Annotated in this window: 11 protein-coding genes; 4 read left to right on the forward strand and 7 right to left on the reverse strand. The window is 62.1% G+C overall.

Features of this window, described 5'->3' with window-relative positions:
• Position 1: 1 nt before the first annotated feature.
• From cyoD to cyoA, 4 genes are read right to left on the reverse strand one after another with little or no spacing between them, the layout of a single operon-like run.
• Entirely contained in the window at positions 2-388 is a 387-nt protein-coding gene (gene cyoD / locus AC56LN_RS12300; protein ID WP_332532021.1) for a cytochrome o ubiquinol oxidase subunit IV, read from the reverse strand.
• A complete protein-coding gene (cyoC, locus tag AC56LN_RS12305; protein WP_499572030.1) occupies positions 385-1,023 on the reverse strand; it encodes a cytochrome o ubiquinol oxidase subunit III in 639 nt (212 codons plus the stop codon). Before cyoC ends, cyoD begins: the two co-directional genes overlap by 4 nt.
• Positions 1,016-3,025 (reverse strand): cytochrome o ubiquinol oxidase subunit I, encoded by a 2,010-nt coding sequence (cyoB, locus tag AC56LN_RS12310; protein WP_482898815.1) that lies wholly within the window; start codon positions 3,023-3,025, stop codon positions 1,016-1,018. Before cyoB ends, cyoC begins: the two co-directional genes overlap by 8 nt.
• A 2-nt stretch (positions 3,026-3,027) precedes the next feature.
• Positions 3,028-4,035, reverse strand: a complete 1,008-nt coding sequence (gene cyoA / locus AC56LN_RS12315; protein ID WP_183552478.1) for a ubiquinol oxidase subunit II — start codon at positions 4,033-4,035, stop codon at positions 3,028-3,030.
• 162 nt (positions 4,036-4,197) lie between these two features.
• On the opposite strand from cyoA, the gene AC56LN_RS12320 reads away from it, so the two are divergent.
• From AC56LN_RS12320 to AC56LN_RS12330, 3 genes are all read left to right on the forward strand, one after another.
• On the forward strand, positions 4,198-5,538 hold the full coding sequence (locus AC56LN_RS12320) for an MFS transporter (protein ID WP_499572032.1): 1,341 nt from the start codon (positions 4,198-4,200) through the stop codon (positions 5,536-5,538).
• Positions 5,539-5,881: 343 nt separating this feature from the next.
• Entirely contained in the window at positions 5,882-6,721 is an 840-nt protein-coding gene (locus AC56LN_RS12325) for a phosphate/phosphite/phosphonate ABC transporter substrate-binding protein (RefSeq protein ID WP_499572033.1), read from the forward strand.
• 11 nt (positions 6,722-6,732) lie between these two features.
• Positions 6,733-9,627 carry a putative bifunctional diguanylate cyclase/phosphodiesterase gene (locus tag AC56LN_RS12330; RefSeq protein WP_499572034.1) on the forward strand — a complete coding sequence of 965 codons (2,895 nt, stop codon included), beginning with the start codon at positions 6,733-6,735 and terminating at the stop codon, positions 9,625-9,627.
• A 13-nt stretch (positions 9,628-9,640) separates the two neighbouring features.
• Here the strand turns inward: AC56LN_RS12330 and AC56LN_RS12335 are convergent, their stop codons facing one another.
• Positions 9,641-10,549, reverse strand: a complete 909-nt coding sequence (locus AC56LN_RS12335) for a ZIP family metal transporter (RefSeq protein ID WP_499572035.1) — start codon at positions 10,547-10,549, stop codon at positions 9,641-9,643.
• Between the two features lie 76 nt (positions 10,550-10,625).
• Positions 10,626-11,630 (reverse strand): manganese catalase family protein, encoded by a 1,005-nt coding sequence (locus AC56LN_RS12340; RefSeq protein WP_499572037.1) that lies wholly within the window; start codon positions 11,628-11,630, stop codon positions 10,626-10,628.
• Between the two features lie 307 nt (positions 11,631-11,937).
• Between AC56LN_RS12340 and AC56LN_RS12345 the strand changes: the two genes are divergently transcribed.
• Entirely contained in the window at positions 11,938-12,540 is a 603-nt protein-coding gene (locus AC56LN_RS12345; RefSeq protein WP_499572039.1) for a hemerythrin domain-containing protein, read from the forward strand.
• Positions 12,541-12,611: 71 nt separating this feature from the next.
• Here AC56LN_RS12345 and AC56LN_RS12350 read toward each other — a convergent pair whose 3' ends face one another.
• Positions 12,612-13,640, reverse strand: coding sequence for a patatin-like phospholipase family protein (locus tag AC56LN_RS12350; RefSeq protein ID WP_499572040.1), 1,029 nt, complete (start codon positions 13,638-13,640; stop codon positions 12,612-12,614).
• Between the last annotated feature and the right edge of the window lie 59 nt (positions 13,641-13,699).

Here is a 13,699-nt window from a genome sequence, read left to right on the forward strand (position 1 = left end):
GTCAGGTCATGTCGGAGGTGTTTTCAGCACCCATGCCCGGCATCATGTTGGTGTTCATGTGGTGCATGACCCAGATCGAGCCCGACATCACGATGACCAGCAGCACCAGCGTCAACACCAGTGCCATCATGTTCCAGCCGCCTTCCGCCTTCGAATTCAGGTGAAGGAAGTAGACCATCTGGACCACCAGCTGGACCGCGGCGAAGCCGAGGATGACCCAGCGGGTCATGTCCGGGGCCAGCACGTTGCCCATCACCAGCCAGAACGGAATCGCGGTCAGGATCAGCGACAGGACGAAGCCGATCGCGTAATCCTTGCCACTGTAGTGGATCTGGTAGCTGTCATGACCATGATGACCATGGTCGTGCTCGTTGTGATGATCGCTCATGGCAGCACTCCCATCAGGTAGACAAAGGTAAACACGAAGATCCAGACCAGATCCAGGAAGTGCCAGAACAGCGACAGGCAAGCCAGGCGACGGAAGTTTTCCGGCGTCAGGCCGTGCTTGGACAGCTGCACGAACAGGGTCACCAGCCAGACGATGCCGAACAGCACGTGAAGGCCGTGGGTACCGACCAGCGAGAAGAACGCGGTCAGGAAGCCCGAACGCTGTGGACCGGCGCCCAGGTGGATCAGGTGCTGGAATTCATAGATTTCCAGCGACAGGAACGCCACGCCCAAGAGGCCCGTGACGACCAGCCACAGCTTGGTCTTGCCCACGTTCTTGGCTTGCGCCGAGATCATGGCCATGCCGAAGGTGATCGACGACACCAGCAGGAAGCCGGTGTTCAGCGCGATCAGCGGCAGTTCGAACAGCTCGGCGCCGGTCGGGCCGCCTGCGTAGTTGCGGCCCAGCACGGCGTAGGCAGCGAAGAGCGATGCGAACAGCAGGCAGTCGCTCATCAGGTAGAGCCAGAAGCCGAGCAGCGTGCCCTGCTCCGGGTGGTGCTCCCGCGCCATGTAGCGCGCGGTCACTTCGGCGGGTGTCAACCCGCCTGTCATGGTTGCTTTAATGTCAGACATGGCTTTCCAGCATACGAGTACGTGCGGTTTCGGTCTTCAGGACTTCTTCAGCCGGAATGTAGAAATCGCGTTTGTAGTTGAAGGTATGGGCAATGATCGTACCGAGCAGGACGATGAACGCCCCGATCACGAGGGCCCACATATGCCAGATGATGGCAAAGCCGACCGCGCACGCCAGTGCCGAGATCACGAATCCGGCCCAGGTGTTCTTCGGCATGTGGATCGCGACGAAATCGGCGAGCGGACGCTGGTAACCGTTCTTCTTCATGTCGGCGAAGGTGTCGTTGTCGTGCACCACCGGCGTGAACGCGAAGTTGTAGTCCGGCGGTGGCGACGAGGTCGACCATTCCAGCGTACGGCCATCCCACGGATCGCCCGTGAAATCGCGCAGACGTGCGGTGTTGCGGTCACGGAAGCTGACATACAGTTGCATCAGCAGCGCGCCGATACCACCGGCGATCATCAGGGTGCCCAGGAACGAAATCTGGAACAGCCACTGGACCGACATGTCATCGAAGTGACTCACGCGGCGGGTGTAGCCCATGAAGCCCAGGATGTACGGTGGCGTGAACGCGACCCAGAAACCGATCGACCAGAGCCAGAACGAGACGGTGCCCCAGAACTTGTCGAGCTTGTAGCCGAACGCTTTCGGGAACCAGTAGTTCAGGCCCGCGAAGATACCGAACACCACGCCACCGATAATCACGTTGTGGAAGTGGGCGATCAGGAACAGCGAGTTGTGCAGCACGAAGTCGGCCGCAGGAATCGCCAGCATCACGCCGGTCATGCCGCCGATGGTGAAGGTCAGCATGAACGAGATCGTCCACATCATCGGCAGTTCGAAGCGGATCTGGCCGCGGTACATCGTGAACAGCCAGTTGAACAGCTTCGCGCCGGTCGGAATCGAGATGATCATCGTCGTGATGCCGAAGAACGCATTGACGCTGGCGCCCGAACCCATCGTGAAGAAGTGGTGCAGCCAGACCAGGTACGACAGCACCATGATGACGCAGGTCGCGTAGACCATCGAGGTGTAGCCGAACAGGCGCTTGCCGCAGAAGGTCGAGACCACTTCGGAGAAGATACCGAACGCTGGCAGGATCAGGATGTAGACCTCAGGGTGACCCCAGATCCAGATCAGGTTCACGTACATCATCGCGTTGCCGCCACGGTCGTTCGTGAAGAACGCGGTGTCGAACAGGCGGTCCATGCCCAGCATGGCCAGCACGGCGGTCAGGATCGGGAAGGTCACGACGATCAGGATGTTGGTGCACAGCGAGGTCCAGACGAAGACTGGCATCTTCATCAGGCCCATGCCTGGTGCGCGCATCTTGATGATGGTGACGATCAGGTTCACACCGGACAGCAAGGTACCGACACCCGCGATCTGCAATGACCAGATGTAGTAGTCGACGCCCACCCCCGGACTGGCCAGGATGCCTGACAGCGGCGGATACGCGAGCCAGCCGGTACGTGCGAATTCACCGACGAACAGCGACGCCATGATCAGCACGGCGCCCATCGTGGTCATCCAGAACGAGAAGTTGTTCAGGAACGGGAAGGCCACGTCGCGCGCACCGATCTGCAGTGGCACCACGTAGTTCATCAGGCCCGTCACGAACGGCATCGCCACGAAGAAGATCATGATCACGCCGTGGGCGGTGAAGACCTGGTCGTAGTGGTGCGGCGGCAGGAAGCCGGCGTTGTCGCCAAAGGCGAGCGCCTGCTGGGCACGCATCATCAGGGCATCGGCAAAGCCGCGCAGCAGCATGACGAGACCGAGGATCATGTACATGATGCCGATTTTCTTGTGGTCGATACTGGTGATCCAGTCTTTCCACAGGGAGCCCCACAGGCGGAAGTAGGTCAGGATGCCCACGAGGGCAACACCGCCTACGATCACACCTGCGAAGGTAGCAAGCAGGATCGGCTCATGGAAGGGAATTGCGTCCCAGCCAAGCCGACCGAAGATAAACTTCGTCAAGTCGAAAGTGTCTTGCATGGTTACTTCTTCACAGTGTTAAAAGGGGCGACGCACATTTCCAGCGCCTCGGCCAGCATGGACTTGCCATCCTTCGGCAGCTGGCGGATGGCCGCAGCCATTTCGTTGCGCTTGTGATCCTCGTGCATTTGCTGATTCATGCACATGGTGCCTTCAGCAACGCAGCGGTTCAGGATGCGGTTGAACAACGCGGGCTCGACCTGTGCGTAATGGCGCACCGGCTCCTTGGCGGTCGGCTTTTCGAGCACCATGTAGTCAGCGCGGTCGAGCACTTCGGTACCGGTCTTCATTTCCTTGACCCAGGTGTCGAAATCGGCCTGCGTCACGCCCTTGTAGGCAAACTTCATGTGCGAGAAACCATCGCCGCTGAAGTTGGCCGAGAGGCCGCGATAATCGCCGGTCTTGTTCAGCACCGCGTTCAGTTCCGTCTCCATGCCCGGCATCGCGTAGATCATGCCAGCCAGGGTCGGGATGTAGAACGTGTTCATCACGGTCGACGACGTGATCTTGAAGCGCACTGGCACGTCGATCGGGGTCACCAGGTGATTGACCGATGCAATGCCCTGCTCTGGATAAATGAACAGCCATTTCCAGTCCAGCGCCACCACCTGTACTTCAAGTGGCTTGACCGACGCGGCGAGCGGGCGGTTGGCATCGATGCGGTCGAGCGGACGGTACGGATCGAGCTTGTGGGTACTGACCCAGGTAATCAGGCCCAGCACGATGATGATCAGGAGCGGAGCGCCCCAGATAATCAGCTCGAGCTTGGTCGAGTGGTCCCAGTCAGGTTCGTAGGCCGCATTGGCGCCCTTGCGGTAGCGCCAGGCGAACCAGACGACCAGCAACATCACCGGAATGATGATGATCAACATTAATAGAACCGATATGACGATCAGATCGGCCTGCTGCTTTGCTATATCGCCGGTGGGATTCATTACAACGGTATTGCAGCCAGCTAGCGCTGCAAGGAGAAGTAATGGCAGTCCGCGGCGGACAATTTGTGGAATCATGCTAGGTATCTAACGTTACATGGAGGGAGAGCATGCTACTGTACTGCCAACGGTCGTCAAAGAACATTGGACAGTTTGTCCCACCCTTTGCCATAATGCAATTTTAACAATAGTGTTACCCACAATAGTGGCGACCGCGACACGACTTTTGGAGAACTAACCATGCACAGCACCACCCACGGCGGCGACGACGCCGCTCCAATCACCAGCCCGAACAGCGGCGCACGCAATATCAACGCCCGCGACGAGCACATTTCTCCCGGTGACATCGCCGTTGGCGTCATTGTCGGTCGTTCAGCGGAGTACTTCGAGTTCTTCGTGTATGCCATCGCTTCGGTGCTGGTGTTCCCGTCGATCTTCTTCCCGTTTGCCGATCGCCTCGAAGGCACACTGTACGCCTTTACCATTTTCGCGTTCGCCTTCATCGCGCGTCCGTTCGGTACGCTGCTGTTCATGTGGATCCAGAAGCGCTGGAGCCTCGACATGAAACTGCTGATCGCGCTGTTCATGATGGGTACCTGCACCGTCGTCATCGCCCTGCTCCCGAGCTACAGCGAAATCGGCGGCGCCGCCATCGTGATGCTGGCACTGCTGCGCATCGGCCAGGGCCTGGCCCAGGGCGGCTCGTGGGATGGCCTGCCATCGCTGCTGGCCCTGTCGGCACCTGAAGGCAAGCGCGGCTGGTACGCAATGCTGGGCCAGCTGAGCGCACCGCTCGGCTTCGTCATCGCTGCCGGCGTGTTCGCTTACCTGATCGGCAACCTGTCGCAGGAAGACTTCCTGACCTGGGGCTGGCGCTTCCCGTTCTTCGTCGCCTTCGCCATCAACGTCGTCGGCCTGTTCGCCCGCCTGCGCCTGGTCTCGACCACCGAATACGCACGCCTGCTGGACAGCAAGCACATGTCGCCGGCACCGGTTGGCGAACTGATGCGTAATCAGGGCACCAATATCGTCATCGGCGCCATGACCGCGCTGGCCAGCTACGCGCTGTTCCACCTGGTGACCGTGTTCCCGCTGTCGTGGATCCAGCTGTACGATACCCGTCCTGTCGAATCGTTCCTGCTGGTCCAGATGGGCGGCGCCGTGCTGGCTGCACTGGGCATCCTGGCATCGGGCTACATCGCCGACAAGGTCGGTCGCCGTACCACGCTGGGCACGCTGGCCGCACTGATCGCGCTGTTCTCGATCTTTGTGCCATCGCTGATCGATGGCGGCACGACTGGTCAGAACACCTTCATCCTGGTGGGCTTCACCCTGCTGGGTCTGTCGTATGGTCAGGCAGCGGGCGCCACGACGTCGAACTTCCAGAAGCACTTCCGCTATACCGGTGCGGCGCTGACGTCGGATCTGGCATGGCTGGTTGGCGCGGCGTTTGCCCCGCTGGTCGCCCTGGGCCTGTCGGCGAACTTCGGCCTGGGTTACGTCAGCCTGTACCTGCTGTCGGCCGCCGTGGCCACGCTGGCTGCGCTGAGCCTGAACCGCAAGCTGGAAATTCGTGACTGAGTTGTCTTAGTCTGATCTGCTCGCAACAACGACGGCCCTTCGGGGCCGTTGTTGTTTCCGGTTGCATGCACAGGACATGAACCGGTGGCGTCGCAAAATACAACATTGCATTCCAGCCAGCAATCTTTGCTGATGGTATGATCTTTACAGATGCCTTGCGTTTGCCCTACCGGTCCGCGCTACAGTGGCAGCTCGTACATCCATTGACGGATGACGACGCTTGCCCGCTGGCCCGGACGGCAACAGGGCACCCGGCTTGTCTGCCGAACAGCACGACATCGGGGAGCCCGATCCGGCTTGCCGGACGTGGCCATATTTCTTATTGTCTTCACGATCGCACACCATGAAATTACCACTGTCGCTGGTGGCTGGCGCCGTTTTCGTCGCGCAGTCGGCCATCGCCGCGCCGCCGGCCTGCTACAACTTTTCTCCGGTCAACCAGTTCAATGTCCAGGTCTCGGCCAGCTTCTGGAATCCGATCATCAGCTACGTATCGGCCAGGAGCAAGGTCTGCATGAAGCTCAAGCTTGGCCGTACCTCGGCGGACACGACCAGCTTCGTGCTGGCCCGCGAAGTGGACTTTGCCTTCTCCAATCACCTGTTCAGTCCCGAGCGCGACAAGATGGGCTGGACCGTGTTCGGGCGGCGCAACTCGCCGCCCGTGCATGGGCAGATCGTGGTGCCGGCCGACTCGCCGATCCGGGATATCCGCGAACTGGCCGGCGCTGCCGTGAGTTTTCCCGGCCCGGAAGCACTGGTTGCCTACAAGGTCAACTATGCGCAATTGCTGCGCGCCGACATTCCCGTGAACGTCGTGTTCGCCGGCAATCACGACGCCGCATTCACGCAGCTGTTTGCCGGGATGGTCAAGGCCGTTGGCGCCAATTCCCAGCTCGTGGCCAACTGGAGCGGCCGTGAAGGCAGCGCGTTTCGCGTGCTGTGGACGTCGGCGCCGTTCAATGACCTCGCGCTGATGGCGTCGCCGCGCGTGCCGGCCGACCAGGTGCGCGCTGTCGCCAATGCCTTCCTGACGATGCACAACGACCCTGACGGCAAGCGCGTCCTGGCGGAATCGGCAGCGTTGATCCACGCCCCGGTGCCGCTGTCGTTTGTCGCTGCCACCCAGGCCGACTATGCCAGCTATCGCGCGTTCTACGCCGACCTGCCGGCCAGCCTGCGCTGACACCCTTCGCCATGACATCTTCTTTGCTGCGCCTGCTCAAGCGTGTCTTCCTGCCGCGCTCCCTGATGGGCCGCGTGTTCGGCGTGTTCGCCGCCACGCTGCTGCTGATGATGGCGGCGGGCCTGGGCATGTTCTACCGCTACCAGTACCTGCAGCACATCGAAGAGACGCAGGACAACGCGCTGATGCTGGTCGAGGCGGTGATCCAGCCGATCGAAGAGAGCGTGGTCATCGGCGATTACGACACGGTCAAGCGCACGCTGGGCAAGATGATCGTCAAGTCCCCGTTCAAACGGGCGCAGTTTCTCGAAGTAAGCGGCGGCGCGATCAGCCTGGAGGCGCAGGACAGCCAGCACGCCGCCCCGCCCGCCTGGTTCACGGCGCTGATCGTCGAGCGGTTCTACGATGTCAACCGGGTCATCTCGGTGGGCGGCAAGGATTATGGCGTCATGCGCCTGTCGTTCGACGTGAACCGGCTCGCGGCGCAACTGTGGCAGCTCGTCATGGAAACCGCGGCGATGGCACTGGTACTGGCCTCGGCCAGCCTGCTCCTGATGCGCGTGCTGCTGCGCCGGTGGCTGGAACGGCTCGGCGGTCTGCGCGCCTTCGAGCATGACGTCGCTGCAGGCCTGGTCACGGCCGAGGCGCCATTGCACGAAGATGCGCCGCTCGAGATCCAGGAAGCGATCCTCGCCGTCAACCGGGGCACGGCCAGCCTGCGCGTGCAGTATGGCGAGCGCATCGAACTCCTGATGAATTCACTGGTCCAGCACAAGAGCGCGATGGACCAGGCCGCAATCGTGTCCGAGATCGATGTCGAGGGCCGCATTGCCGTGGTCAACGACCAGTTCATCGCCAACAGCGGCCTGTCGCGCGACGAGGTCGTGGGCCAGCCCCTGGCGAGCCTGAGCATCACCGGTGCGGCACCGGCCTGGACGCCGGCGCCGGTGGTCTGGCAGGGGGATGTCACGATTGCCGGGCGCGACCGCACGCTGCAATGGCACCGCACGATCGTGCCGATGTTCGACGCCGGTGGCGTGGAACGCTATATCTGCATCGATATCGACATCACCGAGCGCAAGGCGTTCGAGCGCACGATCCTGGCCACGGCCCGCCGCGAGAACCTGATCGCGGAGCTGGGTCGCGTGGCCCTGACGGCCACCGATCTGCACCACGTGTTCCAGGAGGCGGTGCAGGCCGCGGCAACCGGCCTGGACGCGCCGTCCGCAGCACTGTTTTCGCTGGAACCGGCGCCGATCGGGCGTTCACTGGTGCTGCGCGCTGGCAGCGGCACACTGGCTGCGGCCACCGGCTTCGCGCTCGACTGCCCGCTGGGCCCGATGCCGCAGCAGGAGCCGGCCGATCTGCTGCGCCCCCTGTTCGTGCCAGTCGGCGACGCTTACCAGGTGCGCAGCAGCGCCGATGCCTGCGTGATTTGCACGGAAAGCCCGTTTGGCGTGCTGGCCGTGTTCGGCGACGATGCACGCCAGTTCGCGCCGGACGACCGCAACTTCCTGCGCAGCATTACGCACATCCTGGCAACCACGATCGAACGTCACACGGCGCAGCAGCGCCTGACCTATCTGGCGCAATACGACGCCCTGACCGACCTGCCGAACCGGCGCCACCTGTCCGAGTCCCTCGACCAGGCGATCGGCGCGGCAGCCGCGCAGGCACGCCGCGCAGGCGTCATGTTCATCGACCTGGACCATTTCAAGAAGGTCAACGACATGCTGGGGCATGGCGTTGGCGACCAGCTCCTGGTTCTTGCCACCAAGCGCCTGCAGGCCTGCGCCCGTCCCGGCGACCTGGTCGCGCGGCTGGGCGGCGACGAATTCGCGCTGATCCTGCCCGACGTCGTGGACGACGGCGACATCGGCACGCTGTGCACCAAGATCATCGACGCGCTGGCGGCGCCCTTCCTGCTGCAGGGCCAGCAACTGTTCGTCTCGGCCAGCATCGGCGTGGCGCGCTATCCGGAAGACGGCGCCAACGCGGAGGCGCTGCTCAAGAGCGCCGACACGGCCATGTATGCGGCAAAGAACAATGGCCGCGGCAATTTCCAGTTTTTCAGCGCCGCCATGCACGACGCCACCACCCAGCGCATCAAGCTCGAAGCCGAGCTGCACCAGGCGCTGGAGCGGCGCGAATTCCTGCTGCACTATCAGCCGAAGCTCGACCTCGTGACGGGCAGGACCAGCGGCTTCGAAGCCCTGCTGCGCTGGAACCACCCGGAGCGTGGCCTCGTGCCGCCGCTCGCGTTCATCAGCATCCTCGAAGACACGGGGCTCATCATCGCGGTAGGCGAATGGGTTGTGGCGGAAGTCTGCCGCCAGCTCGGCGCCTGGCGCGCCGACGGATTTCCGATCGTGCCGGTGGCGATCAACCTGTCCGCGCGCCAGCTCGAGCAGGATGATCTGGCCGCGACAATCGAGCGCATCGTGACGGCCAGCGGCATCGCACCGGCACTGCTCGAGTTCGAGCTGACCGAATCGATGCTGATGATGAACCCGGACGCTGCGGTGGAGACCCTGGGACGGATCAAGGCACTGGGCATGCGCCTGTCCATTGACGATTTCGGTACCGGCTACTCGAGCCTGGCATACCTGAAGCGGTTCCCGCTCGACGCGCTCAAGATCGACCGCACCTTCGTGCGCGACCTGCCGCACGACAGCGACGATGCGGCGATTACCCGCGCCGTCATCAACCTGGCCCACAGCCTGAACCTGAAGGTGGTGGCCGAAGGTGTGGAAAATCTCGAGCAGTTGTGTGAACTGAAGCGCTTCGGCTGCGACGAAATCCAGGGCTACTACGTCGACCGGCCGCTGGTGCCGGCCAGTTGCTTCACCCGCGCAGCTGGCGGCGCATCGCCAGGCGCGCAGCGCGACGCCATGCTGGTGATGTGATATTGCGCGCGGCTCAGGCCAGCGCGGTATCGAGCACCGTCATCACGATGAACCCGATCACCAGCGCGATGCTGGCCTGGGTGCCATTGCCGGACTGGCGCGATTCGGGAATCACATCGTTGACGATGACGAGCAGCATGGCGCCGGCAGCAGCGGCCAGTGCATACGGCAGCAGGCCGGCGGCGATACCGATCAGCGCAACGCCGAACACGGCGGCAATCGGCTCGATCAGGCCCGACACGATCCCCATGCCGACCGCCCCCAGGCGGCTGTAACCGACAGAATGCAGCGCCAGCGCCACCACGAGGCCTTCCGGCACATCCTGGATCGACACGCCCGTGGCCAGCGACGTGGCTTTTTCGAGGTCGATGCCGGCGAAGGCAACGCCAATGGCAAGGCCTTCCGGCAGGTTATGCAACGCCACCGCCCAGACAAACAGCCACGCGCGCCGCAGCGACACCTGGTCGGGATCGCTGGAGAGAATGCTGTCGGTGTGCACCGCGCGACTCATCAGGAGAATCGCACCGGCCCCGGCCAGGATGCCGGCGCCCACCATCAGGCTGGCTTCCCAGCTGCCTGCGCCGGCCGAGGAAGCCGCATTGAGCGCCGGAATGACGAGCGAAAACGCGGTGGCGCCCAGCATCACGCCGGCGCCGAAACCGAGGAATGAATCGTAAGTACGACGAGAAAAATTCTGGGCAAACAAGACGGGCAGCGTGCCGAGCGCGGTCGCCGCTGCTGCCGCGCTGCCGCCGAGCAAGGCGGCCAGCATCTTCGGGTTGGCATTCATGAACTGCTCGATCATACTGCCGATCAGGATAAACAAGACAACGGTACAGATAGCGAAACCGATCGCGCGACGTGGGGTAAGCCAGCTCGGCATGCCACGGTGTGGTGGGGCTTTCTCGACTTGACTATCCATGCGGCTTCCTGATAACTGAATGCCGCCTGCCACAGATCATGTGGCAGGCGGCGTGGGCAAAAGCTGTGCGTTCTGGTTACGACGTTTTTTTGACGCGGGCCTTCTTTGTCTTGGCGATACCGGTGTCATCAAGCGGACCGCCGCGCGAGGCCACCGTCGGCTCGCCCATTGCATTTCCGCTACTACCACCTATCGTACCACCGGATGCAGATTGCATCATGCCCAGTTCGGAACCGGTGCGCGGCATGGCCATCGGGTCCGACAGCGTCCGCGCCGCCATCATTTCCAGCACGTCGATATCGTCGGTCGGCAGCGCCACTTCGGCATCGCCCGCGCCGCCATCGACGGCCATCTGCTTGTCGCGGTCGCTGATGAAGTCCCAGTCGGCGCCCTGGTTCCATGCGCCGCGCACCTCACCGTCGCCCTGCGACATATTGTAGTAGACGCTGGAAAACGCCGGCACCACGGGCATTTTCCCGGGCGGGAAGTTCGGTTCCATCGCGTACAGCGCTTTTTCGAACGACTTCATGTGTGCCACTTCGCGCGTCATCAGGAAACCCAGTGCTTCCTTGACGCCCGGGTCGTCGGTCAGTGAAATCAGCCGCTCGTAGACGATCTTGGCGCGTGCTTCGGCGGCGATGTTCGACCGCAGATCGGCGCTTGGCTCGGTGATCGAGTCGATGTAGGCTGCCGTCCATGGCACACCGGCCGAATTGGTCAACGGCACGCCAGCGCCGTACAGCACCTGGGTGATGTGACTGTCGTTACCGGCACCCGTGATACTGCGGTAGGTGTCGGCTTCCATGTCGACCCCTTCGGCCAGACGGCCTTTGGCACCCTTGTTGAGCATCGCAACGATATTGCCGATGACTTCGAGGTGGCTCAGCTCTTCGGTCGCGATATCGAACAGCAGGTCCTTGCGGCCTGGATCGTCCTCGGCAACTGCCTGGGTGAAGTAGCGCATGGCGGCGGCAAGTTCGCCCTGCGGGCCGCCGAACTGTTCGAGCATCAGATTCGCCAGGCCGGGATTGGGGCCGCTGACGCGCACGGTGTACTGCAAACGCTTATTGTGAGCAAACATGAAAGTATCCTCAAATGGGTGATCATCCTTGCGGCACGCGTCATGCGTGACCGTCCAGGACGGGCCGTCGTCTCGATCGGCAGCCCAGTGACCACATAATCTCATGACAACTATTGGTCATCCGTAAGTTGTAATCTCGAGTTCGTGTAGGACTAATTTGACACAATGTTATTTCAAATCAACACTCCACCGGGTTCGGCTGCGCCAGCTGGAATATGACTGACATGGGACCGGCACGCGCGCCTACAGCCAAGGTCCCCGGACTGGCTCACGATAGTGAACAAACAATCACATCGGGGGTACAACCATGTTCAATCTCAAACAACTCAGCCCGACCATCACTGACATGATCCGCTTTGATCATTCCCACGTCATGGTCACGTTCCACCAGTACTCGAGCGACAAAAGCCCGACGGTCAAGAAAGCATTGGCCGACACCATCTGCGATGCACTGGAAATCCATGCAACGCTGGAAGAAGAGATTTTCTATCCCGTGATGCGGCGCGAAGATGCGAAGCAGTCGTTCATCCATGAGGCTGAACCGGAACACGACGACATGCGCCGCCTGATTGCCCAGCTGCGCCGCACCAGCGGCGCCGATCCGCGCCACGATGATCTGGTGATGGAATTGATGCGCGACGTGATTCATCACGTGGCCGACGAAGAAACGCGCCTGCTGCCCGATGCCGAGAACATCCTGGGCAAGGCGCGCCTGTCGGAGCTGGGCGCCGCGATGACGCGTCGCCGCCTCCAGCTCGTCGGTCCAAAGGCGGGCAAGCTGGCCAAGGAACATCTGGTTGGCTTCTCCGGCAGCAGCACGGCGCTTGCTGTCGGCGTAATTGGCGCCCTGATTGCGGCCTTCGCACTGACGCCCAAGAAGACCTGGCAGGAAAAATCGACGGACGCATAACGCGTCGCCGACGTAGCACAGCGTCGCTGTCAAGCACCGCCCCCGGCAACGGCGACGGTGTTTTTTACGTTCTACAGGTCGGGATAAAAGACGGGCATTGGGTCAAGTGTCGATTTCGCGCCGAGATGGACCCCATTCTCCTTTAGCCAGGTATCGGCCGAGGCCACGCCAAGATCGTGCAAGTGCTGCAGGAAAGGCATCTCGGCACTGAATTTGGCAGAAATGCCATGCGCCGCCAGGTGCTCGTTACCGCTGATCAGGTGCAAAAACTTGGCGGCAGGCGTCGCCCCCGCACCGCGCATTTCATCCGTCGCGCTTCCGAAAAACTGCACTGCGCTGACTTCACGGACGAAACTGATGTTGAACGCGATCTCGTTGGCGCGATTGGCAATGTCGGCCACCGTGCGCGGCATGTCGGGACGGGCGATGGGATTGTTCTGGATGATCACCACATCTGTTCCATCGCCGTGCGCCATCAGCGGCGCCAGCGGTGGATTGGCCACGTAGCTGCCATCCCAGTACATCTCGCCATCGACCTCGACCGCAGCAAAGACGGTTGGCAGGCAGGCCGAGGCCAGGAGTCGCTGGACATCCATCTCGTCGCGCCTGAACAGCTTGCCCGTGCCGGTGCGCACATTGGTCGCGGCAATGAACAGCTGCAGCTCTTCACAGGCGCGTACCCGCTCGAAGTCGATGGTGGCTGCGAGAAAGTGGCGCAGCGGATTGAGCGTCAGCGGCCCTTCCAGCGTCGGACCAGCCATGGCACCCGCCATTTCCAGCAAGTGGTACACCGGCGAAAACGCCATCGTGAAATGCGGCGCCATGCGGTCGAGCGGCGTGCGCTGCAGCGGACTCATCGACGCAGCCGTGCCGATCGCGCGCCAGAACTTGTCGAGTGCCTTGCGCGCACCTTCGCGCCCGCCCCCGCGTGCATAGCCGTCTGCAATGACGACCGCATTGACCGCGCCGGCGCTTGACCCGCTGAGCGCGTCGATCTGCAATCCCGGCTCCTGCAGAAGGCGGTCGAGCACACCCCAGCCATAGGCGCCATAACTGCCGCCGCCCTGGATGGCCAGACTGATTGTTTTATGGTCGGTCACGATCTGCTCAGGAAAGTCATCGAAGCGTCAGCGTAATCCCTGCATCGATTGTGCGGCGC

This window comes from Telluria sp. ZT3P26, from assembly GCF_059686035.1.